Consider the following 25,326-nt stretch of genomic DNA (forward strand, 5'->3'; position numbering starts at 1 on the left):
ATGTATATCCCCTTTCAATTTTATTTTTGTTAATCAAACCTTTTCTTCCATTTTTCCAGTTCAGATGTAAATCTTTTGGTAATTAATTGTGGTCTAGTTATGGCCGAGCCTATGGTTACTACCCATGCTCCTTTTTCAAAAGCTTGTATCATCTGCTCCGGAGTCCAGAAGCGGCCTTCTGCATTTATTGGTATATCTACTGCTGCTGCAAGTTTTTCTACTAATTCTAAATCCGGCCCTTCTGTTTTCACACTATAGTTTGTATACCCGGCTAAAGTTGTTGAAATTATGTCAGGACCGTATTGAGCCACTTTAATACCTTCTTCCAGGGTACTGACCTCTGCCATTACCGGAACACCTAATTCTTGTTTTATTCTTTTTATTAATTCTTCCGACGTAACACCATTCGGCCTTTTTCTATCTGTGCAGTCAACCGCTATTATATCTGCCCCTGCTTCATATATTTCTTTTGCAGCCTCAAAAGTAGGTGTTATGATTACATCTTCATATTTGTTTGTGTCTTTGGTTATAATTTTGTTTATGCCAAAAATCGGTAGGTTTGTAACTTTCTTTATTTCTCTAATATTCTCGGGCCAACTTGCCCTGACTGCAACGGCCCCACCTATTTCTGCACATATGGCCATCTTGGCCATAATATCAGCACCATATAAGGGTTCATGCTCAAAAGCCTGGCATGAAACTATCAAACCGTTCTTTAACTTTGATAGCAATTCGAGCATCATACTCACCTCATTGTTAAGGTACCAGTATTTTCGTGAATGTTGCTACCGCAGCCATAATTGCAAATATGAGAAAAAACCGTACCTATCTTCATGTTTTTCTTATCCATGAGATACCAGCTTAACAAGGTCAATAACATTGGTATAAGTGAAGGAAAGATTCCTTCTAATGATTTGAGTAAGTCAACTTGCATTTGCCCTGAACTATAAATCAAACCTATCTTAGCCTTTACATACTGAGCTGATATTGCACCTACTACGGTTAAACCAACGATATTTATTGCTTTATTTATTTTATCTTTTACACCTCCGCTAAGAATAGACTGGGCGGCAGTCAAACCGGTTTTATAACCCGTATTAAACAAGAACCATGTTAATGGGAACATAACACCCAAATAAGCTACCGCATAAAAAATGGGGCCTAAAAGGCTTCCTGACTCTCCAGAAAGTCCTAGAGCAATGCTTAGTAATATCGGTATATAGGTTCCAACCATTAATGAATCTCCGATACCTGCGAAAGGACCCATTAATGCAGCTTTTACGCCGATAATCATTTCTTCAGAAATGTTACTATCATTTGCTTTTTGTTCTTCCATACCCAGCACTATACCGGGGATCATAGAACCGATCAATGGCTGCGTATTGAAAAAGTGAGTATGTCTTAACAATACTTTCTTTTTCTCTTCTACATCATCATACAATTTATGGATTACTCTTGCCATCATTCGGACCAAAGCCGGAGCTTCCATACGCTCCATGTTTTGGCATGATAGAGCGAACATGATCCAGTCAAAATAAGCCCTTATAACATCTTTTTTTGTTAATTTTTTTTCAGCCATTTAAGCAACCTCCTCCTTGCTGTACTTGAAGTCTATATATGCTAAAAACATTGCTATGATTGTGGCTGGAACAATTGGTAAATGAAATACGGATATGAGTATAAATCCAAACAGAAAATATAATAGCTCTATATTCTCTTTTAAAACATACTTAAGCAGCAAACCAAACCCGACAGCCGGTAACATGCCGCCTAAAACGATGAAGAAGTTGCCTAAAGAAGTCGGTATTAATTCTATTAACTGTTTTACATAATTCGCACCGTAGTAATTTGCAAGGAAGATGATAAAGAATCTAAAAACAAAATTAGTTACACTGCCGATTATCGGAATATTACCGGCCAAACCAAATTTGCCTTCTTTTATCCATCTTTCCTGCAAATGTACAAAAAATACATTTACTGTAATTACCAAATAAACCATTGATACACCTAAAAAACTCAACGGAACAGAAAGACTTACCGCATATTCAGCCGGGCTACCGCTAACCATAGCCAGAGGAATCCCTATATATGCCGCAAAGTTAACATCTGCCGGCATGGTACCACCCGGGGTTACTAGACCAATATAAAGGGCTTGTATAGCAGCTCCTATAATAATTCCTTGTTGTATGTCACCAAGAATTGCTCCTATAATTGCACCAGCGACTAGAGGCCTACCTATGGTATACCAACCACCCATTTGACCAATTAACCATGGAGAATAATTTGACGCAAAATACCCAAACAAAGCAATTAAAAAGGCTTGCGTAAAACTCATTAAAATACCCCTCCTTAATCTCTTTTTTTATATATTACTTAATACTTTATCTCTTACATTTGACCAGTCCACCGAGCTTTGATCATTAGTTTGTTGTAAATACACTCTTACTCCCATTTGATGTAATTTTTCAGTAGCCATTACCTCTTCTTTTAGCATGTAGGCAAAATTAGTAACCTTAATTGTACCATTTCGGTTACTCATGGGACCAATATTGAACTCTTTTTTAAGTTCTAAACCCATTTCGAATATTTTGACTGCAATTTGAGGGTCTTTTATTAATATGAGGGTATTTGTATTGTTTTTAATAGCTTCTTGTAACAATGACAACGAATCCTCAAGTTTCACTACTTCGACACTGACATTTTGTGGAACAGCCATTTGATAAACGCTTTTTATTATAGGATTGTTGGCAGTAAAATCATCAATTAATAAAATTTTCTTTACATGAAAATCCTTTAGAACTTTAACAATACACTGACCATGAATTAATCTGTCATCACATCTGAATAGACTAATGCTCATACTCTCACCTCCTTCCCTCTATAATCTTTTATTTCCATGATATTTCTCACTTTTTCTTAGAATTTTGCCTAATAAAAGTGAGCACTCATGGGATGTAAAATGCCTTAATATTACATTTTTTGTTTATTGGAATATTATTGTTGCATTAATAAGTCATTATTTTCCGTATATGGAAGTTATGAAATCTATCCTTTAATGGTATTTTAATTCGTTACTGCCTTGCTTTGAATAGTTGTTTTGTCAATATACTTTATCGCGTCTCGTCCATTTGCTATTATATTTTTTATTAAGTCCTCTATACCTATCTGACTTCTATTTATTAGGCACTCAAGGACCATTGGAAAATTAACCCCAGTAATCACAAAAAAATCTTTATTGACAGCTAATATGGCTGAAGCATTGGTAGGAGTATCTCCATACATATCAGTAAAAATTATTACATTTTCGTATGACTCAAATTTCTGTACCTCATCTTCTATCTTTTTATAAAGTGATTCTAAAGAATCACCTTCAAAAAGGCCTACAGCAGCAAAGTTTTTTTGTTCCCCAACTATCATTTCAGCTGCGTTTTTGACTTCTTCGGCCATTTTTCCATGTGTTACAATAATTACCCCTAACAAATAAATTTCCTCCTTTATTTAAAAGCAAAATATTTACAATTTAATTTAATTGTCTTTTGTATTAATATAATAAGCAAAAAACATGCCAAGCAGTGTAATACTACTTGGCATTCCCAGTCATATTGGGTATTTTGGCGCTAAAAATCTCATATATAAAGTATATTTCTGTCAGAGGAACACTTACACTATAGAGTTTTTCTATGACACTAAAACTCTTTTTTACAATGTCGACAAAATCTTTATGGAGCTTGGCAAAAGATGACATAATTTCATCATTATATTCATTTATTTGTGTTTTTGTAACCAGCCGCTCGATAAGGCAGCTTAAATGGATATACAGACATATTTTAACATCGTTGGTAAATTTAACTTTCATTTCATATTGTAAAGCTTCGATGGCCATCTCTATTTGGTCTATGATCTTATCAGGATTCAATATCGTAATGTAGTTCAATACACTTTCCAATGAAAAGAATTTTACTAACGATTGATTTATCTGTTTAATACCTTGTTCCGGTATAAATCCCCGCAATAAATTTCTGAATTGAGCTTCCTTTTGACCTGATATAATATCTTCCAGAGAGAAAAAGGGGATTTCTTCTATCTTTGGATCCTTAGTTCCTATAATTGTCACCACATCGAAATCCTTAAATATATTGTCTCTATAACCGTTATTCTTTAACTTAAAATAATCATAGGCTATAACTTCTATTTTACTGGAATATTCGTTAAAACTTTTAAGTATAAGGTCTTTTATTCTTATGGCTGTACCAATTCCTGTAATACAAGTGGTAATTAAAGCTTTTTTCTTTATTCCGGCAGGTTTTATTAATTTGTATCTGGATCGATTATTAGCCGTAACTTTTTCCACTATTTCCTCTACAGTCAAACCTTGAATAATATTACTGCCGGTATCTAATGCCAGTTGAGTGGTTATGTTGTTTACGATCCCGATTACGCCATTTGTTATTTTTTTCAAGGCCATCGTATATTTCTTCGAGAGATCCCATATCAACTAAAATAATTATACCTTTTGATGTATCGATTTCCTCTAGATACTGTTTTAATTTTTTATTATATCCTCGGTCTTGACCTCGATGGCCATATCGAAAGATTCGAATATATTCTCACCCAGCAGGTGATTAGCCACATTGGCTATGCTGCTGGCAGTAGATAAGCCATGCGCCATTATAACCGCTTTAATTCGATTAGATTCTCTGCCCTTATTTATGCCCATGAGATACAACATCAGGACCAATTTTTCCGCAGGCCCTAAAAATATATCAAGATTAGATTTTATAAAATCGGCAATTTTGACGGTTACATTAAGTTCTCTCGGGTATATATTTTTTAAGATATCCAAGTAATATTTAGCCTTTTTTTCATATCCGTTTAAATCGATAAAATATCGGTGTTCCAACGACTGATTAATAAAACATGCTATCTTATATCCTATAGTATTATAATATTTGAGATCAAATTTATTTTTAACAAGTTCAAAGACATCATGAACACAATTATGGATAGTATCAAACCGAATTGACGCATAATTTTCTTTTGTAGAAGACTGTAAATTAAACATCAATTTGTCAAAATAATCATCTATTAAAACTGTAGCCTTATCTATTGTCACACCTGAGGTTGTATCCCCTTTTATATCTTTTAAAAGTTCAAGCAACTCATCATAAAAAGACTTATATATATCAATTTCCTTTTTATTAATTAATGATAAAACATCAATTGTACCACTATCAGCTCCAATTTTGATATCATTCAATTCATCTTTAATAACATTATTGTTAAGATTTAACTTTCCATCTTTTATGATTTGGATGAGATGGTTCGGAATAGTCATCAGATTTATTTCTATATAATTAGTTTCACCTTTAGAATTTAGAAAATTATTATAGGCGCGCGCACAGGTAAATTTTATATCATTCTTAAGCTGTCCTACATTACCTTTAAAATCGGTACTTATGAAAGCTTTTAGGACCTGTTTTGTTATTAATAAATCCTTCTGTAAAGAAAGGGCTTCTTCTTTAAAAAAATGATGAATTAGGTGCAATTTCTCGCTTAAAGGTCTTTCATTCAGCGAGGGAATTCTGATGGCAATAGGTATTCGTCTCAAAAATGTACTTATCAAAAAAGTCTCGGTTTTTTCAGTAGTGGCAAATATAAATCTAACCCTGGCTTTTCTCCATCCCCTAGTCTCCCCTACTCTTCTGAATATACACTTGTCCATAAATAGGAAAAGTTTTTCTTGGCCTTCCGGTGGTAGGCGATGTATTTCATCGAGAAACAAATATCCACCGTCCGCTTCTTCTAGAACCCCTTTAAAATCTTGATCTGCTCCGGTAAAAGCTCCTTTTACATAGCCAAAGAGATTCGCTGAAAGAAGCTCCTGGTTATTGGCGTATTCAGCACAGTTAAAAATTAAAAACGGTGCATCGGGTTTTATAATTTTTTGTTGGATGGCATATTCAAACATGATTTGCGCTAAAAAACTTTTTCCGGAACCGGTAGGGCCTGTTATTAGTATTGGAATACCATTCGGAGGATACCTGATTGCAGCTTTACACTGTTCTACCTGGTATTTTAAACTGCCGTCAAATCCTATCAAACTGGAAAATGGATCTTTAGCCGTTTTTAGAAGGCCGTTATTCAAATTCATATTTTTACTTTTATCTTCCTTATAAATTACCTGTTTAAGAGCCTGGAAACCTTCAAAAATTAAATTCCCTGAAAGTGTAACTTTAGTTTTTTCTTGAAAAATGTCTCTGTCAATAAAATAAACCGGTCTTGTGTTAATTTTAATTACTTTTAATTCTTTGTTTAATTCATTCAACAAATGACTGACCAGGTTTCTTTTTAATCCAGTAATCCGTGAAATTTCTTCGGCGGTGGTACCGATAACTTCATCATCAATAACATCTTTACATTTACCGGTAAATTCTTTTACTATAAGAAAAACCTTTTCTTTATTAGTTATACGGCATACCCCCTTATTTGGAAATAGCTAGTATCGATATATCCAAATTTAGATATATCCAAATTTAGACATACAAATGGATTTTTATCATTGAACCACCAATTTTTTTTGTTCATCTTTTGTTTGCTATATTTGCGTTTTTTATTAAGGTTTCTATAAAATAATAACAAATAAATTGAATATTTTCCAGTATTTACAGATGTTAATTCCTAAAAAGATTTATTTTCTGTCTATTGTTTAAACTTCAGCCACATAAAATTTACTTACTCCTAAATTCATATCTTTATAGGTATTTATCTTCTAAATACTATAATAAATTCTTTGCGAGCATTTAGAGTTGGGCTTTTAAAAGGAATCTTCTCATGCTCATAGTAATTATTTGAGATCGAGAATTGAGGCGCTTTCGCCGCCAATGCACTTTCTGAAAACCTTACTCTGGTAACTAACAACATAGGCGAATTTAAAAGAATCCCCGACCTTACCCTGGAAAGCTGGTTAGCTTAAGGTATATTTAACGCTAATAGAAAAGCCTGCTTCCACTTGACATGGAAACAGGCTTTGTTTATCAGCCGTTCATCACCATTTCCTTTATCTTCATAAGGCGCGTGATATTGCCGCGCTCGTTTTCGTCCAGCTTCATGGTGATGTATTTTATGGTCTCTTCCAGGGAAGGTATCATGACGTACTCAAGGGCATTGACCCGGCGGCGGGTCTTTTCTATCTCATCGGCCATGAGCTGGCAGGCTTTCTCTATTTCCGAGAGTTTGAGCATTTTGGGCAGCATGCCGGATAGTATTCCTATGGCGTTATCCAGCTCACCGGAAGTCTGGGCAAAACCGTAAGAGTAAATGTTGCCCCCCTCCTCGCTGGATATCTCCACTTTTGGTACGTTAACACTCATAATATTGGCCTTTGAGACATTCATGCTAACGCGGGCTGTGGGAATCATGAGGCTTTCCTCCAGCACTTCCTGGGGCATCTGGCTGCGGGCCATGGTAAAGCTCTTGAATGCGCTTTCCAGTTCCCGTTCCACTTCTTCCCTGAGCTCTTTGTTCTTTTTCACCATGTCGATGAACTTTTTGATTAGTTCATCCTGCTTGTCTTTTAACAGCTTATGGCCTCTTTTTGCGGTCACCAGCTGCTTTTTCAATCTGGTCAGCTCCATCCGGGTGGGGTTTACCCGCATCAACATGTTATTCTTCTCCTTTTTCCGGTAGATATTTTTCGATATATTCGTCCCTGATTCTCTTGAGTTCCGGCTTAGGCAGTATTGTCAGAAGCTCCCACCCCAGATTGAGCGTTTCTTCTATGGGTCTGTCTTCATTTTCACCCTGAGAAACATATCTCTTCTCGAATTCATCGGCGAATTTTGCATAGAGTTTATCTACGTCGGAAAGGGCCGCCTCACCAAGGATTACCGCCAGTTCCTTGGCCTGTTTGCCCCTGGCGTAAGAGGCAAAGAGCTGGTTCATGGTGTCGGCGTGGTCTTCCCGGGTCTTGCCTCTGCCGATGCCCTTATCCTTCAGACGGGAAAGAGATGGCAGTACATCGATGGGAGGCAAAATCCCCTTTCTGTAAAGCTCACGGCTCAGTATTATCTGACCCTCCGTGATGTAACCGGTAAGGTCAGGTATCGGGTGAGTCTTGTCATCCTCGGGCATGGTGAGGATCGGGATCTGGGTGATGGAACCCGCCTTTCCACGGATGCGGCCCGCCCGCTCATATATGGTGGAAAGGTCTGTATAGAGGTATCCGGGATAACCGCGGCGGCCCGGAACCTCTTTACGGGCGGCGGATACCTCCCGGAGAGCTTCACAATAGTTGGTCAGGTCTGTCAGGATAACCAGAACATGCATATCCTTTTCATAGGCCAGAAACTCGGCACAGGTCAAAGCCATACGCGGTGTGGCTATACGCTCTATGGCCGGGTCGTTGGCCAGGTTTATGAAAAGCACCGACCTATCGATGGCTCCGGTCCTTCTGAAATCCGATATAAAGTAATCGGCCTCCTCAAAGGTTATGCCCATGGCCGCAAATACCACGGCGAATTTGCTCCCCGTTCCAAGAACCCTGGCCTGCCTGGCTATTTGGGCTGCCAGCTGGGCATGGGGAAGGCCGGACCCCGAGAATATGGGCAGCTTCTGCCCCCTGACCAGGGTGTTTAAGCCATCGATGGCGGAAATCCCTGTCTGGATGAACTCCGAAGGATAGTCACGGGCTGTGGGGTTTATGGGGCTGCCGTTGATATCCAGTTTCTTTTCCGGGATTATTCTGGGGCCATTATCCTTTGGCCTGCCGAAACCGTCGAATACACGGCCCAGCATGTCGATGGATACCCCAAGCTCTATGCTTTTCCCAAGAAATCTTACCTTGCAGTCGTTAATGTTGAGGCCTGTGGAGCCTTCAAAGAGCTGTACCAGAGCCTTGTCACCGTCTATTTCCAGCACCTGTCCCCGGCGGATTTCTCCCTCGGAAGTCTCTATTTCCACCAGTTCATTGTATTTGACTCCCTCCACATTTTCCACCAGCATCAGAGGGCCGGCAATTTCCCGGGCTGTCCTGTATTCCTTAAGCATTCACTCTCCCTCCTTCCGAAAGAAGCTCCGCTATCTGGTCTTTCAATTCTTTTTCTATCTCGTCGAACTTATCCATTTCTTTTTCATCAATGAATTTGGCTCTTGCAATTTTTTCCCTGACCGGCAGCTTTTCTATTTCAGAAAAGACAGCATCCTGGTCTATGGCCCTTTGAGATTCGTGATAGAACAGCAGTATCAATTTCAGCATGCGGTACTGCTTGTTTAGAGACGTGTAGGTGTCTACCTCGTGGAAAGCGTTCTGATGCAGGAAATCTTCCCTGATGGATTTTGCCGCCTCCAGCACCAGTCTGTCTTTCACGGAAAGGGCGTCTATACCTACCAGTCTCACGATTTCCTGAAGGCTTGCCTCTTCCTGCAAGAGCTTCATGGCCTCGGTTCTTAAATCCCGCCACTCGGGGCTGATATTTTTGTTCATGAAATCTTCCACCGTATCAGAGTACAGCGAATAGCTGGTAAGCCAGTTGATGGCCGGGAAGTGTCTTGCATAGGCAAGCTGCGCATCCAGAGCCCAGAATACCTTCACCACCCGGAGGGTAGCCTGGGTTACCGGCTCCGAAAGGTCTCCGCCCGGAGGCGACACAGCGCCGACTGCAGTAAGGGCTCCCTGCCGCTCCTGGCTGCCGAGGCATATAACTTTTCCTGCCCTCTCATAGAACTCCGCCAGCCTCCTGGAAAGATATGCCGGGTATCCCTCTTCACCGGGCATTTCCTCAAGCCTTCCCGACATCTCGCGAAGGGCTTCGGCCCAACGGGATGTGGAATCGGCCATGAGTGCCACACTGTATCCCATGTCCCTGAAATACTCCGCTATGGTGATGCCGGTATATATCGATGCTTCCCGGGCCGCCACCGGCATGTTGGAGGTGTTGGCTATGAGCACCGTCCTCTTCATGAGGGGTTCCCCGGTCTTGGGGTCCTTGAGCTCAGGGAACTCCAGAAGCACGTCGGTCATCTCATTGCCCCGCTCACCACAGCCAATATATACCACTATTTCGGCATCGGCCCACTTGGCCAGCTGGTGCTGCACCACCGTCTTGCCGCTGCCGAAGGGCCCAGGAATACATGCGGTTCCTCCCTTGGTGACGGGGAAGAAGGTGTCTATTACCCTCTGACCCGTGGCCATGGGTTCTTCCGGAGGAAGTTTTTCCCTGTACGGTCTTATCTTCCTCACAGGCCATTTTTGCATCATGGTTATATCGATGATATCACCCTTGTCGGTCTTGAGTTTTGCCACGGGCTCCGTCACCGTAAACTCGCCTTCCCTGATATCCACCAGGGTTCCGGATATTCCCGGGGGTATCATGATGCGGTGCTCCACTATGACGGTTTCCTGCACAGTGCCTATGATATCTCCGCCCGTGAGCCTATCGCCTTTTTGGGCGGTGGGCTTGAAGGCCCATTTTTTATCGCGGTTTAATGCGGGAACATCTATTCCCCTTGTTATAAAACTGCCGGCTTTGGATTCTATGACATCCAGCGGCCTTTGAATTCCGTCAAAAATTCCTTCCAGCATTCCCGGTCCCAGTTCAACGCTGAGGGGGACTCCGGTGGATATGACCGGGTCCCCGGGGCCAAGGCCCGAAGTCTCTTCGTAAACCTGAATGGAGAGCTTTTCTCCATGCACCTCTATGACTTCACCAATCAAGCCCTGCTTTCCCACTTTCACCACGTCGAACATTTTGGCCTCGGGCAATCCCGTGGCCACCACGAGAGGACCGGAAACCTTAACTACAACTCCATGGCTCATTCCTCTCCCTCTCTTTCAAATAAGATATCCACTCCTATGGCTTTTTCCACGGATTTTTTCACTTCCTGTATACCAATTCCCAGCGAACCTCTGTTGCTGGGGATAAGCGTTATGGCCGGCAGCATTTTGTTCCTGTACATATCGATTCTTTCCTTCATGTCCTTTGCCAGCTGCTCCGTAATAAATATCACGGCATAGTTTTGCTTTGCAAGCTGGGTGAGTATATGGCCGGCCTCCTTTTCATCCATGGCAGGAAAGATATCCACTCCCAGAGACTTGAAGGCCAGAACCGTGTCTTTGTCGCCGATTACGCCTATTTTATACGTAGACATCTCTCAACCTCTCCTTTATCATCTCCGAAGAAATGCCATTTATCTTTCCCACCAGTATTATTCTAAGAAGCTTTGCCTCATTTTCCCTGGCGGCAAGATAACCCACCACAGTCTCGGGACCGTAGGGTTTATAAAGCCCACGTCTTGCCAGTTTGAGCAGGTAGTCATCCGACAATTTCTCAAAGATAGCCGGGCTGCCGCTATTGGCCCATGCGGAAACTCCTTCCTCCACCACTCCATGGTATGGTGATGAGGCAAAGGCATCTATCACACCCTGTATGGGTTCGGTAAAGAGCTTCATGAATACATCCTTTTTAAGGCTGCCTCCCGGAAGAAGGGACTTTTCCAGGAGTCTTGTCTCCGCTTTCATATGCATCAATCTTACCATGGTCCTGATGTTGGTAAGGTCCACCATAGACATAAAATATTCTTTTAAAAACTCCTCCCCGGTGTCATTCACCAGCCCGGCCAGTTCCTCAAACAGCATGCGGTCCAGCAGCAAATCAATCTGCTGGGGGTCCTGGGTATCCTCATATATTTCAATAGCCCTTTTATAGGCCTCTTTCATGCTCTCAGGAACCGCGGCCGTAACATCTTCTGTAACAAGCTTTTGAAGTTCCTCGGTTTGAACCTCCCCCAGGGATGAAAAATAATCCTTACCCTCAAGCCCAAGAATTTTATTCTTGATAATTATCTTCAGATTATGGTAATCGTTCTTCAGTGTGAAAAACCTTATGAAACGATAATCTTTTATGGAATCAGCTATGGTTTTAAAGGTCCTTTTAAGGCTTTTTTCCAGGACCTTTTCAAAATCATAGATATTTTCCATTTCGGCGATATCGGCGCCATAATCGGTATCGCTCAGCACCTTCAGGGCTTCTTCCGGCCCGTCAGCCTCCAGTATCCTGTCTATAGCGCTTTTACCGAGGAGTCTGGTCTCCAGGGCCTTGATCCGGGATGACACATATAGAAATTCCATTTCCCTGCCCATAGTATCACTCCTCGAAAAGTATTTTCGCAATTCCGGTCTCCAATTCTTCTCTCTGCAATTTGATCAGTGAATCAAATGTGCTATTAATCTCCATATCCCGGGCTTTCAGAATAAAACCGCCTATCATGGGACGGGTTTTTGCAGAAATTTTTAGGTTGCCGGATTTACCCTTTGTTTTAAGCTCTTTATTGACTTTTTCCACCAGGTCCGGAGTTATCCTGGATTTATCCTTTTCATCGATGATTATTTCTTCATCGCCGGTGATGGAGCTTTCCAGCAGCATTTTGTAAATCAACTGTCGGTAATCTTCCACCGGTAAATTCGCCAGTTCCTGACGGGCTTTATCAAATACCTCGTCTATAATCTGCTGTTTTGCCTGAAGCAACCCCTTTCTCTCTTCAAGTTCGGCCATGGAAAGAATCTTCCTCTTTTCCTCTTCAGCCTGCCTTTTTGCTTTTTGAAGGGATTGCTGCTTTATTTCCTCCGCTGTTTGCTCGGAGTTTTTCAGGATCTGATCGGCTTCGGCTCTAGCTTCATTCAAAATTTGCTGCTCTTTTTCCCGGGCCTCCTGCATGATCTTTTCTTTAATCCTCTCGATACCCTCCATGCCGGCCACTCCCTTATAATTTGATGCCGAAGAGCATGAGGATGGATGCCAGCAGTGCCAGCACGGCGTAGGTTTCAACCATGGCAGCGTAGGTGATGCCCTTTGCCAGTTCTTCAGGCCTCTTGGCGATTATGCCCACACCTGCCGCAGCAGCTCTGCCCTGGGCTATGGCGGAAAGAAGGCCTACAAAGGCTATGGGAAGGGCGGCTGCCAGGATTAACAGACCCTGATGGAGGTTCAGCGGAAGCAGTTTACCTCCTAAAATTCCAATCCTCTGCATGATAACAAATCCCGTTAAAAGTCCGTATATGCCCTGAGTTCCGGGGATAGCTTGAAGAATCAGCGTCTGACCGAATTTGCCCGGATCCTCGGTGACAACGCCGGCTGCGCTTTCACCCACAATTCCTACACCTTTTGCAGAACCAATGCCGGGCAGCAGCACTGCGAGGGCTGCCCCTAAAAGTGCCAGTACCTGACCATAAGTTAATTCCATTTTTAAACTCCTCCTCCAAACAAATTAAATTTATAAATTTTCAAAGTCCACATAGGTGGTTTTTACCTTCATGGGGTCGAAGGCTCTTCCACCGCTGTCGTAAAACTTGCTGAAGAACTCTATATACTGCAGACGGCTGCTGTGCACATAGGCACCCAGGGTATTTATGGCGATATTGAAGATGTGTCCACCTATCATGATTATAATCATGATAATCACTCCGATGGCATTGACCCCTACGAGTCTTGCCATGGTGTTTATCACCACCGCAATAACTCCGGTGGCAAGGCCCAGGGCCAGCAGCCTGGAGTATGACAGCACATCGCTCAAATACCCCGTGACACCGTAAAGGCTTAAGAGACCGGATAAAAACTTCATCAGAATGCTTTTTTGGGCCCTTCCCTGAGTTAAAAGCAAGCCCAGGGCACCGGCGAAGGCTACGTATTTAGCTATAAAGCCAAGCTGCGGGAAGGCCAGCATTATAAGGCCCGACAGGAATACTATCCAGAGCCCCTGATCCATAAAGGCATCGGCTGTACGTCCTGCCCTGATATTCTTATAGGCAGAGAGCAACAAGCCCGTATATATCTGTATGACACCAAAGGCAAAGCTCAATACCAGTATGGCCATGGGATTGTCCAGCGGGTTTATCCAGAGGGGTTTTAGTTTTATGAGGTCTCCAAACCAGCCTCCAAAAATGGCCCCCCAGATAAAGGTGGATATGCCTCCAAGAAACAGAAGCTCTACCAGTTTCTTGCCCTGGCCTGCCAGCTTCAATTTCCAGAGGGCAAGTCCCGTCAGCAGCGACAGCACCAGACCGTATCCGGCATCACTGACCATCATGCCAAAAAATACGAAGTAGAAAGGTGCCATATAAAGGTTTGGATCCAGGCCTTTGGGATCAGGCAAACTGTAGAGTTCGGTAATGAGTTCGAAAGGTTGGACAAGCCTGGGATTTTCGAGCATCACCGGTATTTCTTCATCCTCTTCTGGCGGTGAAAACTCGATATATACGGCATCAGTGGTATCGAGAATCCTCCGTTTGAGTTTATCTTCCAGGGGCTCCGGCACCCATGCGGTCAGTAAAAAGGTCTTCCCGGTTTCTGCCGTCTTGAGCATGTTTTGTTTCTTGTCCCTGACAACGCTCCAGTAATCGTACAATACCTCGAAGGAAAACCGCTGGTCAGCAAGAGCCTGGGCTTCCCGCCTTATGCCCTGCCTTTCGGCTTCTATGCCGGAGAGCCTCTCCTTATCCCGGGCTATTATCTCCCGGGGGGTGCCCTTTAGACCCGAAAACTCCTGGACACTCACAGAAAATTCCTTCATAATATCCTGCAGTTCGCCCTTTTGAGCCCTGTAGTAAACAAGCAGGCCAAATGTTTCATCCCGGTTTCCCCCGATAGTCATAACTTCGGCAGGAAGCTGCCTTTCTTTCAACCTGTTCCTGAAATCCTCATAAGTCTTTATCGGAACAACAATGGGCAAAAACTCGGTTTTTTCGGTGTGACCCAGTTGCTCCAGGGGAATATCCAGCTGCTCCCAGGAAGACAATAATTCTATGCGGTTGTTGATCTTGGACTCCTCTCCTTTTAGGTAGGAAAGCCGCTGGTCCAGCCCGGAAACAGCCTGGAGAACCGTAAAATACTGGTCTTCCCGGGAGAGCATTTCATCGAGCTGCTCTTTTTGAACCGCCGGTCTTCCATATAAAAGAGGGTTGTTTTCCCTGACATAGGGCTTTAAAAAGTCAATTCCAAATTTGAGTTTGCTTAATCTGGAGTCCAGTTCAGACAGTTCCTTTTCCAAACCCTGGTGAACCTGATTTTGCTGCACCTCATGTTCCGGCGCCTGCTGTGTTATGTCTATAACCTCTACAGCACCGGTTTTCTGTATGGTGCTCAAGATTTTGTCCTGCTCATTTTTAAGGCCCAGAAGGTGCATTTTTTTCATATTAACTATCGCCATGGGCCTTCACTATCCTCTCTTTAATCAATTGGACCGCCTGGGGTATTTTATTGGCGGCCTTAAGTTTCAATTCCTTTATCTCCTGCTCATATTTCTTTGAAAGATTTCTCGCCTGTTCCTCTGCCTCCGCCCTGGCTTTTTGTATTATCCTGGCGCCTTCCTCATCACTTCTCCTTTTTTGTTCTAGAATTAATTTTTCGACTTCTTTTTTTGCATTCAAAATAATTGTTTTTGACTGCTGTTCGGCTTCTTCTACCAGTTGTCTGGCCCTCTGTTCCGTGGCTTTGACATCCTCCAGAATATCCCTCAACATACCACCTCCTCAAGGTTTTTATTTGTTTTTTTTCCTAAATTCCAGCGATATGAGCCGGTATACTCCGGCTATTCCTGAGAAGACTCCCAAAAAGGTTCCAAAAATTAAAAAAGCACTACCCGTGGAAAACCTCTGGTCCAGATAGGCTCCAGCGTATACACCACCTACTATAGGTAGTGCCATATTAAGACCTATTTGGGTTAGCAACACTAGATATTGAATTCCCTTTAAATTCTTCATACTGTTTTATATTATATAACATTGATAAAAAAAATTCAAATTAAAAATTTCCCCTGTCTATAAATTATTTCGATTATATGTGAAAAAAGTCACATTATATCTTAATAATGAAGATTTACAGCCTTTATCAAAGTAAAACAAATTTTGGTGTAAAAAATCCCTCTCCTGCCGGAGATGGCCCGGCACTTATTACCGCTCTTTTTTTCCGGGGCTTTTTTTCGTATTGTTTATTTCCCGGTTTATTTCTTCCGGCTTGTTAAAAAATCCCTGATCTTCTCCTTTCTCCGTATTTTCACCTTCTTGCTCTTTCAATGCCTCTTTCTTCTCGTTTTTCATTGTTCCGGCGGTATCGTCCTTGAGTTTTCCGGTTGTATCCGACATATCTTTGTTCATTTTTTCCTGAAATTTTATTATCTCAACAGAAGGTTTGTTCCCATTACTTTTTGCTTTCTCCGGTGCTTTTTGCATATCATCATTTTTATTCAAATTTCCTGGAACTCCGGCTTTTTCGGGCTTTTTTTCCATTTTTTCGGCGGGGCTTCCTTTGTCGTAGGCAGGTTTTTCTTTATTGATATCAGGTGTTTTTAAGTCTGTCTTTTTATCTTCTTTCTTCTCTGTAGAGGGTTTTCCCTTGTCTGACAGTGATTTATTTAATTGTTCCATAATCCGGGATACCGGCGATTTTTTAACTTCTTCCAGAGTAATTTCCGGATTTATCTTCTTCAGCTTTTCATATATCAAGAGTTTGCCCTGGGAAATGTTCATTCTCCTGGCTTCCTCATGTTTTTCAATGGTAGTATTCTCCACAATAACTTGAATGCCCGGTCGGGCTTCGACGGTTTTTTTCAGCTTCCTGTCAAGTTCTTCAGACACATGGTTTTTCATGCTGGAAACCGTGAATATGAGGGTACTGGAGGCTTTCAGGTAGTTTTGAGCTTCCGCCCGTTTCAAAAGCTCTTTAATAGCATTTTCCAGCTTCATGTTCCTGAATGAACTGCCATCTTCCGCCAGAAGATTTCCTTCATCATTGAAAGCATTCACGCTCAATACCCTTTCATATCTGTTGAGGGCCAGCTCCACGCTGGGATTGATGTCCATGGTGACAAAAGTCACCGGAGTAAGATAATCAGCTATACCGTAACCGCCCATCCCCAGCAAAAGCAGGAAAACCACCAGAGCCACAGCAATTTTCCTTGCTGGAGCAAGAGAAAGCGGCCACCCCGGGGAAAGTCCGAATAACGGCATACCGTCTGGAATTTCAATTTCATCCCCAATCTGACAGCCGGGCATGTTGTTATATATTTTTTTAAAGTCACCTCTTTTGTTGAGGACAATGAGATATCCGTCATCCATGTCAACGATAATGGCTTTCAAGAAACTTACCTCCACTGTATATATTCCCTTATGTACTGGTAGTCTCCGGATAATATCAGCACTGCTGCTATTATATAATTCCGGCCGCGTTCCACGGTTTTGCGGGGTATTTTTGTGGCGCTCACTATTTTGTCAACCGGCAAATATCTCTTTGTTTTCATTATATTGAGCACTTCCGGAGTATTTATCACAAAATTCGCCGCTTTCAGATAGGCCTTTCTGGTAGACTCCTGCTTTGGTGAACTTCTGGCCACATCGGCAAAGGTGATCCCCCATCTTGATAATTCTTTTTTCATTTCCATAAGCTCCCACCGCCGAAGTTCGCTTATCTGCCGTTCATCATACTCTTTTATGGATTTGTCGAAAGTTATGTCCCAATATTTCTCCTCTTCCTCGTCATCAGGACTTTCCAGGTAAACCACCGGCACGTTTTTTTGCTCCCGCCTGTAAAAATCCACAAGGCGGTGCTTTATGGTTATCCTCGCAAAAGTTAAAAAATTCCCTCTAGAAATATCATACTTTTTTACGGCCTCATGGAAAGCCATCAATGCAATGCTCAGTTCATCATCCCTGCCGTATTCCACATAGCGGCCGATGTGTTTTTCCACGACAGATGCTATAAAGGGCTTGTATTCTTCTATTAACCTGTTGATTTCGTCGGCATTATCTTTTATGTTTATAATTCTTTGGTTTAAACTGAAATCTGTCATCTTGTCCTCCGAATAACATCTTTAAAGGCGGACGGGGGTTTTACCGGACTATCTGCCGATTACCTTTTGAACTCTGAGGGCCATTTCCATATTGAGGCGGTCCCGGGGATCATCCAGATTTATTCCCACTATTTCCTGTATTCTCTGGATGCGGTAAAGTACGGTGTTATAATGGGTGTAAAGCTCCTGGGAGATTTTTTTAAGATTGCCGTTACACTCAAAATATGCTTCCAGGGTTTTTATGAGTTCTGTACCGTGCTTTATGTCATATATTTCCAGGGGCTCGATAAATTCCCTGTAGAATTTCAGAAGCTCCTCCTGATCTGCCTGCTGGTAAAGCAGACGGTAAACTCCAAGATCGTCAAAATGGACCACGGACCTGTTGGTAATACCGGGCCCTATGGCAATGGCCCTTCTTGCATCCTGGTAGCTTTTATAAAGGTCAGCAGGATCCATGTAAAATCTGCCTATGCCCAGCATTACAGAAATACCTTTAATTTCCTGCGTTATTCTATTGACGATCTCCTGTCCCATCCGGCAAATATGCTGCTTTAAATTCGGTTCATCTTTCTCTACAGGTAATAATATTATCATATTTTCACTTTTAACGCCAACTATGGTCTTTTTACCGTTGGTGGCGGTTATCTCATCGATTATCCTTATAATGCGGTTTTTGATACGGGTCTTATCAATTTCGTCCAGTTCTGCAAACAGGGTCTTCTCAAGACCTTTGATTTCCATGGCTATGATAACATATCTTTTTTGCGGGTCATAACCGAAAAAAGCTCCGCGTTCAATGGCCGATTGTTTTTGGGCCGAATCCCTGGATAACAGGTCATCCACGAACTCATTCTTATGGCGGGTTTCAACTTCCAGGATAGATCTTTCCTTCAGCATATATAGTGCCGCGATGGTGGCTCCCCTTTCCAGGATGCTGAAGTCAAGCCCTCTGAGAGCAGAATTTTTTTCCCAGGCAAAAATCCTTCCATATGTTTTGCCATCGGCTATGACCGGTAGAATGATCCTGGATATCCTGTTACTTTTTAATTCGCACCGGTAATATTCAAATCTATCCACTACCTTAATCGGATGCTCCCTTGCAGGATCAAAGGCTAAATAATCATCGAACAATTCATCATCAAACATGGTACTTTTTGCCATAGTGCCAAGTACATCGTCTTTAATGGCAACGGGGTTGTTTATAATCTCTGACAGAACCGTGGCTATGTCTTTTAAATCACCGCCTGTTAAAACAGCCTCCATGAGATGGCGATGAGCATCATCCATGCGCTGGAAAAAGGCTGACTGCCGGTTGAATATCTCATCCAGTACCGGCATCATTATGTCAGGAAAGGGCATCTCGTAAGGAAGCTTCAAAAGGGGAAAATCAAGTTTGTTGGCAGCTTCCAGCATCACAGGAGGAATATCCTGGATATATCGACCAGGTTTAATGCCTATGGCTGCAAGGTTTCTCCGGTTTAGCTCCGGAATAAGCCTTTCCTGAGCTTTAAGGTCATCTTTTATGGAATATACTGTGGTAAGCAGGAGTTCACCTTCCTTCACCCAGTTCAATATATCCGGAACTTCCATGATGTTAACCCTTGTTATGATCCGGTCGAGGCCTTTCTCCCCGGCTGCCACCGTTACATTTCCAAGAAGATTGTTTTCGATGGCTTCTCTTACGGAAATACCCATTTCCCGCTTCATACCGCATAAACCTCCCTGAAATCGAAATAAGAAGTTCATTCTCCATAATAATTCTATCAATACTTTTAAAATTCCTTTTTATTTGTGAAAAATGTAAAATTTAAGACCCCGTTAATCGGGGCCTTTTAATTTCTTTGATAGGGAATCCTTCTGGCCGGTTCAAAGGGACATTTTCCTTCTTTGAGTATATTTTTATAGACTCCAATATTTCTATCTTCTATATGGTCAAATATCATGGGAGTATTTGTGCCAAAACTGACATATTTTATGGGGTCCGGTGAAAGGGTGCTCATCATTATTTCCTCGGTGCCGCGGGCCTGGGCAAGTTTCTGGGCGATGGGGCTCACCACCATGCTGTGACCGAAATAGTAGTTTCCCGCCGCATCAGGCCCCACTGCATTTACCCCCACCACATATACATGGTTGTCATAGGCTCTGGCGCTGTTGGTAAGAGCCCAGATATCAAAGCTTCTGAGAAGGGCTGATGGCCTCACCATTACCTCGGCTCCCAGGAGGGCCATTTCCCGGGAAAGTTCCGGAAAATCTCCATCATAGCATATCATAATGCCGATTCTGGCAAATCCAAGGTCAAAAACAGGAGCTTCGCTGCCGGCCGTCGACCATCCTCCGCCTTCCAGCCGCTCTGTTGGAAAAAGATGGGTTTTGCGGTATTTTCCTATAATCCCCTCCCTGGGGCCTATCAGGACCGCGCTGTTGTAAATCACCTTCTCCCGGGAGCCCTTCTCATATGTGGGGAAAACTATGTATGCTCCGAGTTCTTTTGATAGCTTTCCCACAACTTCCGTGGAGGGGCCGGGCACCGGTTCCACCAGGTTGTAAAAATCCTCCAGGGGCATATTGGGGGAAAATCCGGTGGTTACGGTTTCCGGAAAAACCATGAGCTCCGGATGAAATTCCTCATGAGCTTTTTTTGCCCAGTACCGTATTTTTTCAAGATTATATTTTATGTCGTTGGGTTTTGAGGCTATCTGTATTCCGCATACCTTAAATTCCTGCAATGTTTTCCACCACCGCCTTTCTGGTAACTACAGTTCCCGCCCTGCCTTCGGCTCCGAGCAGGGCATTGCCCAGGGAAGTGATGACAGCCATTCTCCCGCCATTTTCCACAAACTTTAGAGCGGCCTTTACTTTAGGACCCATGCTGCCTGCCTTGAAATGACCCTGTTCATAATAGTCTGAAAGCTCCTCAGCGGTAACCGCGGTCAGATTTTGCTGTAGATGTGTCTTATAATTTATCGCCACATGGGACACATCGGTTAGGATGAGCAGCACATCCGCGTCTACTTCCTCCGCCAGTTTTTCCGCGGCCAGGTCCTTGTCTATAACCGCGTCTATACCGGTAACTTCCCCCGTATCTCTTACCGCCACCGGAATGCCACCACCCCCGGATGCGATGACAACAGCCCCGTGATTTATCAGGGCTTTTACCGCCGAAATTTCAAGAAGGCCCCCGGGCGGGGGAGACGGCACCACGCGCCGCCATCCGCGACCGCTGTCTTCCTTCCAGACTTCGCCTCTGTCTTTTTGAGCTTTCATGGCCTCCTGTTGCGAATAAAAAGCTCCTATGGGCTTCGTGGGATTTGAAAAGGCGGGGTCCTTTGTATCCACTATGACTTGAGATACCAGGGTAACAACGGTCCTGTCGATACCCAGCTTCCTGAATTCATTGTAAAGTGCCTGCTGCACCATGTATCCTATCATACCCTGGGACATGGCACCGCATACAAAGAGCGGCATAGGGGGAATCCCGCCGTATTCCCCCATGCTCTGCTGCTGGAGTATTCTCCCAACCTGGGGACCGTTGCCGTGGGTTATGACAAGCCTGTTTCCCTTCAGTATAAGCCGCGCCAGTTGGGATGCCGTGATTTTCACATTTTCCATCTGCTCTTCAAAGGTGCCCTTCTGGCCAGGCTGCAGTATGGCATTTCCACCCAAGGCTACCACAATAGTCCCGGGCATCACATCACCCCTATTCCTCGTGGAAGGCCACTATGCGGCAGATACAGGATTCGCCGCCTACAAACCTCCAGGGGAAACATCCGATTACGGTCCTCTTGTTCAGAAGTTTGTCTATGTCTCCGCCCAGATTTTCGGCATGGATTATATCATGTGGGAACAGCTGCACATGCATTAGCTGGTAATGGCTCGGGGGAAATATATCATCGAGGCCCTTACCGTATTTGTTCTTCAGGTACTCGTCGGCTTCTTTCGCCTGGGCCGGCATCCAGTCCCTTATCTTGGTGTTCATGGGATGGTCGGCGGAACCGCAATCCACGCCGAGCCATTTGAATTTCATCTTCCTGCACCAGTCCGCAAATTCCATGGTGGGGCCGGGATGTTTTATCATGTAGCGGACTTCATCGGCTTCGGGCTGGTCGAAAGAATAATGGTGATACCCTGTATGTATTATCAGGATATCCCCTTCCCGCACATCGGCCCGTTCCATGATGTCTTTGGATGTGTAAATACCGTAATCTTCCGCTATGTCACTCACATCCACCACAACCCCCGGAGCTACCAGTTCTTCCAGGGGAATGCTGGCGATATCCCTGCCGTGAGTGCAGAAATGCAGGGAACCGTCGAGGTGAGTACCTACATGGTTACTGTGGGTCAAAAGCTGGCCGTTGGCACCGTTAGGCGCCAGTCTCTTGAAAAATTTTATCTGCAGCGGTTCGTAGGTTGGCCACGGTGGAGAAAGATGGCTCAAAGGCTGAGTTAAATCATACATTTTAACATGATCCAGGAAACTCATCAAGAAGACCTCCTCTTTTATTTAAATGTAGCTATTGAATATTAGCTACTAAAGGCCATATTCCTCGGCGAAGGCCACCAGAGCATCTTCGAAGCATTTGGCCGGCGGATGCACCAGACCCGCACCCACCTGACCCACGCCGGGGTCTTTGTGGGCAATACCGGTGTTGATTATGGGTAGTATGCCGGTTTCTATCACTTTTTGGATATCGATTCCAGTGGGAGTGCCCCTGAAATCCAGATATGGAATGGAATAGGCCCTGTTTTCGGCTGTGGTTATTTCATACATGCTCAGGGTATAGTTCAGTGCATCTTTAACATTGCCTCCTACGAACTGCACGATGGCCGGGGCCGCTGCCATGGCAAATCCTCCGATGCCCACGGTTTCGGATATAACGCTGTCCCCGATATCAGGATTGGCATCTTCGGGGCCGTAGCCCGGAAAATAGAGGCCTTCCACCTTCTCGGCAGGGGCGGTAAACCACCGGTCTCCAAGACCTGCCACTCTAATACCGAAATCGGTGCCGTTTCTTGCCATGGTGGTAACTATGGTGCTCTCCCTTATATTTTTACCTGCGTCAGCGGTGGCCTTACATGCCGCCATGGAAAGATTTAAAAAGAAATGGTCATTGCCGTTAATGAACTCAAAAACTTTTGCCACATCTTCTTTAGTCAGGCTGCTTTTGACCAGGCCCGGTGCTATCTGCCTCATAAACAGCGAGGTGCCGGCCCTGTTCCTATTGTGGCATTCATCCCCCATCATCATAGCCTGAGTCTGCAGGTTTTTCACATCGATTTCTCCAACTATGTCCAGGGCCTCTTTTAAAGCGGGCCCCAGCACTTTTTCCATCCACCGCAGCCTTTCGATAACCTCGGGACCGTAAGCCCCGAAGCGCAGGGCTTTCCCCAGACCCTCGTTGAGGTTGCAAAAAGCTTTATTCCCGTAGGTCTTGTTCTCCACTATGAACACCGGCATGGATGCCGATGTAACTCCAGCCATGGGGCCTACCGCATCGTGATGATGGCATGAATCAAAGCTTATTTCCCCCGACGAGGCCAGTTCTTCCGCTTCCTTGATATCTTTCGCCAGGCCTTCATAAATGAGAGCCCCCATCACCGCACCTCTCATGGGGCCGGACATTCTTTCCCATGTGACGGGCGGGCCCGAGTGAAGTATGGTCTTTTTGGTCATCCCCGGCACTGTATCCAGGGCTTTGCCGATGCCCACCAGCACCGGTCTGCTGTTTAAAAATCTTTCCACCACCTGATTATTGGCTTTTTGTATATCCAATTGCTTACCCCCTACTTCTTAAGTTTATTTAAAATGCTCAAAAGTCTTTGATTCCCCCCTGCAGGAGGCCTGAACTTCACGTGAATAACCGGTACATTCAGTGATTTAAGGTCATCCCGGAAAACCGCAAGACCGATATTTACCACTTTCAAATCTTGTTTAAACAGGTCATTTATCTTTGACATAATATGGCTTTTTCTTCACCTGCCTTTACTTATGATTTCCAGGCAAGTTTTCACTGCTCTGGCATTGGTAGATGCCACGATGGCGCCGGAATTTTCCAATTTTTCCTTCTGCGCATCATAATCCTGGGGGTCATCAAAAGTGCCGCACAGGGATATGACCACCGGCAGGTAGTCCCCTCTTTTTGCAGCGATTTCCTTAGCCTTTACTATATACGGCGCCAGCTCTCCGGCAGGGTCTATATTGGCTCCGTATCCCAATACCACATCCATCAGCACAACAGCCGTTTCAGGGTCCCGGGCCTCTTTTAAGAGCCTTTCCTGGCGGGCGGTGAAGTCTATCATGGGATGGGGCCTACCCCTGGTGAACTCGTCATCTCCCATGTCGATGATGGTATGCTCTTTGCTGATATCCTTTGAAGGCAATTTTTCTTCCGGTAGAATCGGTGTGGCGGAATACACCTTCCCAAGCACCCTTTTCATCAAGACCATGGCCTCATCGCACAGGCTCCCGCCGGAATAAAGACCTCTTATATATTTCTGGCGAGGCATTAATTTTGCGGCTTCCTCCCGGGCCTTTAGACTCAATTCCTTTTCTTCGGTATCCTGCGGTGCAGGACCATAGGCTATCTCGTAAGCCTTATATGCTGTTTCTTCCAGGGTGCTGGCGGTTTCAAACCCCTTGCCCCGCGCAAGTTCTAAATCCGCTCCTATAAAATGCACCAGTACTTTCTTCCGGCTGTCCTGCGCCAGTTTTAAAATTTTATCCATGACTTCCCCCGCAGGGGGTTTTGATACGAGCACCACAACATCGGTAGCCTCATCGGCTAAAAGGGCTTCCAGTCCCATAGCCATCATGATGCCCCCCACCTCAGCCTTCAAATCCCGGCCTCCGGTACCGATAAGCTGGGAAACGCCTCCTCCCAGGCGACCTATTATGGAGGATATTTCCTGGCTGCCGGTGCCCGATGCGCCTACAATTCCTATTTTGCCCCGGGGCACCTTATTGGCAAAGGCCAGGGGAACACCGTTGATAATGGCGGTGCCGCAGTCGGGGCCCATCATAAGAAGACCCTTTTCCTGCGCTATTTTCTTTAACCGTATCTCATCCTCCAGTGAAACATTGTCACTGAAAACCATCACATGCCGCCCGGCGTTGAGGGCCTTTTCCGCCTCTGCCGCCGCGTACATACCGGGCACCGATATCAACACCATGTTGGCATCAGGCATATAGGACAGGGCCGAATCCAGAGTGGGCGGATCATAATCCTGGCCGCCGGTGTTCCTGCGGTTGAGAAGTTCATCCACTTTTGTCCGGGCCGCCTCCAATTGGACGGCAGTCTCAGCCCGGAGGGCAATAACGAGATCACTGGGAGTGCAGCTTTCCACCTCTTCATTGGATAAATCCACATTTTTTAAAAGTTCCTTGTTGTAGTCAGTGGCCATGACCACCACCGCTTCATTAACGCCTTCCATGGATTTTACGGCTTTTGACACTGTCATAAGGACCACTGAATCATAAAAAGAGTTCTTTTTAAC

24 protein-coding genes and 1 pseudogene are annotated in these 25,326 nt (G+C 44.1%); all 25 read right to left on the minus strand.

The genetic code is table 11. From position 1 onward, the window contains the following. Positions 1-29: 29 nt before the first annotated feature. Positions 30-743, minus strand: a complete 714-nt coding sequence (locus tag D2962_RS15340; RefSeq protein WP_122015493.1) for an N-acetylmannosamine-6-phosphate 2-epimerase — start codon at positions 741-743, stop codon at positions 30-32. A 2-nt stretch (positions 744-745) separates the two neighbouring features. After that, a complete protein-coding gene (locus tag D2962_RS15345) occupies positions 746-1,579 on the minus strand; it encodes a PTS system mannose/fructose/sorbose family transporter subunit IID (protein WP_222927581.1) in 834 nt (277 codons plus the stop codon). Beyond that, the gene (locus tag D2962_RS15350; protein WP_122015494.1) at positions 1,580-2,335 is read right to left on the minus strand and encodes a PTS mannose/fructose/sorbose/N-acetylgalactosamine transporter subunit IIC; all 756 of its coding nucleotides are present in this window, start codon (positions 2,333-2,335) and stop codon (positions 1,580-1,582) included. It abuts the gene before it with no gap. A gap of 27 nt (positions 2,336-2,362) precedes the next feature. Beyond that, positions 2,363-2,860, minus strand: coding sequence for a PTS sugar transporter subunit IIB (locus D2962_RS15355; RefSeq protein ID WP_122015495.1), 498 nt, complete (start codon positions 2,858-2,860; stop codon positions 2,363-2,365). Between the two features lie 203 nt (positions 2,861-3,063). Then, entirely contained in the window at positions 3,064-3,480 is a 417-nt protein-coding gene (locus tag D2962_RS15360; protein WP_122015496.1) for a PTS sugar transporter subunit IIA, read from the minus strand. 100 nt (positions 3,481-3,580) lie between these two features. Beyond that, positions 3,581-4,465, minus strand: a complete 885-nt coding sequence (locus D2962_RS18210; RefSeq protein ID WP_222927582.1) for a PRD domain-containing protein — start codon at positions 4,463-4,465, stop codon at positions 3,581-3,583. A 78-nt stretch (positions 4,466-4,543) separates the two neighbouring features. Beyond that, positions 4,544-6,325, minus strand: a complete 1,782-nt coding sequence (locus tag D2962_RS18215) for a sigma 54-interacting transcriptional regulator (protein WP_222927583.1) — start codon at positions 6,323-6,325, stop codon at positions 4,544-4,546. A gap of 709 nt (positions 6,326-7,034) precedes the next feature. Next, positions 7,035-7,661: a V-type ATP synthase subunit D gene (locus D2962_RS15375; RefSeq protein ID WP_120767262.1), complete on the minus strand. Its 627-nt coding sequence runs from the start codon at positions 7,659-7,661 to the stop codon at positions 7,035-7,037. Between the two features lies 1 nt (position 7,662). After that, positions 7,663-9,045 (minus strand): V-type ATP synthase subunit B, encoded by a 1,383-nt coding sequence (locus tag D2962_RS15380; RefSeq protein WP_120767263.1) that lies wholly within the window; start codon positions 9,043-9,045, stop codon positions 7,663-7,665. Further along, a complete protein-coding gene (locus D2962_RS15385; RefSeq protein WP_120767264.1) occupies positions 9,038-10,813 on the minus strand; it encodes an ATP synthase subunit A in 1,776 nt (591 codons plus the stop codon). The genes D2962_RS15380 and D2962_RS15385 overlap by 8 nt, the downstream gene beginning before the upstream one ends. Continuing rightward, positions 10,810-11,145 carry a V-type ATP synthase subunit F gene (locus tag D2962_RS15390; protein ID WP_120767265.1) on the minus strand — a complete coding sequence of 112 codons (336 nt, stop codon included), beginning with the start codon at positions 11,143-11,145 and terminating at the stop codon, positions 10,810-10,812. The genes D2962_RS15385 and D2962_RS15390 overlap by 4 nt, the downstream gene beginning before the upstream one ends. Beyond that, positions 11,132-12,136, minus strand: a complete 1,005-nt coding sequence (locus tag D2962_RS15395) for a V-type ATP synthase subunit C (RefSeq protein WP_122015497.1) — start codon at positions 12,134-12,136, stop codon at positions 11,132-11,134. Before D2962_RS15395 ends, D2962_RS15390 begins: the two co-directional genes overlap by 14 nt. A gap of 4 nt (positions 12,137-12,140) precedes the next feature. Beyond that, positions 12,141-12,743 (minus strand): V-type ATP synthase subunit E, encoded by a 603-nt coding sequence (locus D2962_RS15400; protein WP_120767267.1) that lies wholly within the window; start codon positions 12,741-12,743, stop codon positions 12,141-12,143. 13 nt (positions 12,744-12,756) lie between these two features. Continuing rightward, positions 12,757-13,236 carry a V-type ATP synthase subunit K gene (locus D2962_RS15405; protein ID WP_120767268.1) on the minus strand — a complete coding sequence of 160 codons (480 nt, stop codon included), beginning with the start codon at positions 13,234-13,236 and terminating at the stop codon, positions 12,757-12,759. 30 nt (positions 13,237-13,266) lie between these two features. After that, positions 13,267-15,198, minus strand: coding sequence for a V-type ATP synthase subunit I (locus D2962_RS15410; protein WP_120767269.1), 1,932 nt, complete (start codon positions 15,196-15,198; stop codon positions 13,267-13,269). Next, positions 15,185-15,511: a hypothetical protein gene (locus tag D2962_RS15415; RefSeq protein WP_162991252.1), complete on the minus strand. Its 327-nt coding sequence runs from the start codon at positions 15,509-15,511 to the stop codon at positions 15,185-15,187. Before D2962_RS15415 ends, D2962_RS15410 begins: the two co-directional genes overlap by 14 nt. Positions 15,512-15,529: 18 nt before the next feature. After that, the gene (locus D2962_RS19955) at positions 15,530-15,751 is read right to left on the minus strand and encodes an AtpZ/AtpI family protein (RefSeq protein WP_122015498.1); all 222 of its coding nucleotides are present in this window, start codon (positions 15,749-15,751) and stop codon (positions 15,530-15,532) included. Between the two features lie 189 nt (positions 15,752-15,940). Beyond that, positions 15,941-17,125, minus strand: a complete 1,185-nt coding sequence (locus D2962_RS15425; protein ID WP_122015499.1) for an anti-sigma factor domain-containing protein — start codon at positions 17,123-17,125, stop codon at positions 15,941-15,943. 5 nt (positions 17,126-17,130) lie between these two features. After that, positions 17,131-17,835 carry an RNA polymerase sigma factor SigI gene (gene sigI / locus D2962_RS15430; RefSeq protein WP_120767273.1) on the minus strand — a complete coding sequence of 235 codons (705 nt, stop codon included), beginning with the start codon at positions 17,833-17,835 and terminating at the stop codon, positions 17,131-17,133. A gap of 48 nt (positions 17,836-17,883) precedes the next feature. Beyond that, entirely contained in the window at positions 17,884-19,542 is a 1,659-nt protein-coding gene (locus D2962_RS15435) for a PucR family transcriptional regulator (protein ID WP_162991254.1), read from the minus strand. 125 nt (positions 19,543-19,667) lie between these two features. Continuing rightward, complete coding sequence (locus D2962_RS15440) at positions 19,668-20,561, minus strand: carbon-nitrogen hydrolase family protein (RefSeq protein WP_122015500.1); 894 nt, start codon at positions 20,559-20,561, stop codon at positions 19,668-19,670. Next, positions 20,548-21,522, minus strand: coding sequence for a carbamate kinase (gene arcC, locus D2962_RS15445; protein ID WP_120767276.1), 975 nt, complete (start codon positions 21,520-21,522; stop codon positions 20,548-20,550). The genes D2962_RS15440 and arcC overlap by 14 nt, the downstream gene beginning before the upstream one ends. A 10-nt stretch (positions 21,523-21,532) precedes the next feature. Beyond that, the gene (locus D2962_RS15450) at positions 21,533-22,315 is read right to left on the minus strand and encodes a cyclase family protein (RefSeq protein WP_122015501.1); all 783 of its coding nucleotides are present in this window, start codon (positions 22,313-22,315) and stop codon (positions 21,533-21,535) included. A gap of 48 nt (positions 22,316-22,363) precedes the next feature. Beyond that, positions 22,364-23,790, minus strand: a pseudogene (locus D2962_RS15455) (YlbE family protein). Between the two features lie 15 nt (positions 23,791-23,805). After that, positions 23,806-25,290, minus strand: coding sequence for an acyl-CoA synthetase FdrA (gene fdrA, locus D2962_RS15460; protein ID WP_222927586.1), 1,485 nt, complete (start codon positions 25,288-25,290; stop codon positions 23,806-23,808). Positions 25,291-25,326 lie beyond the last annotated feature (36 nt).

This window comes from Biomaibacter acetigenes, assembly GCF_003691585.1.
GTDB lineage: Bacteria > Bacillota > Thermosediminibacteria > Thermosediminibacterales > Tepidanaerobacteraceae > Biomaibacter > Biomaibacter acetigenes.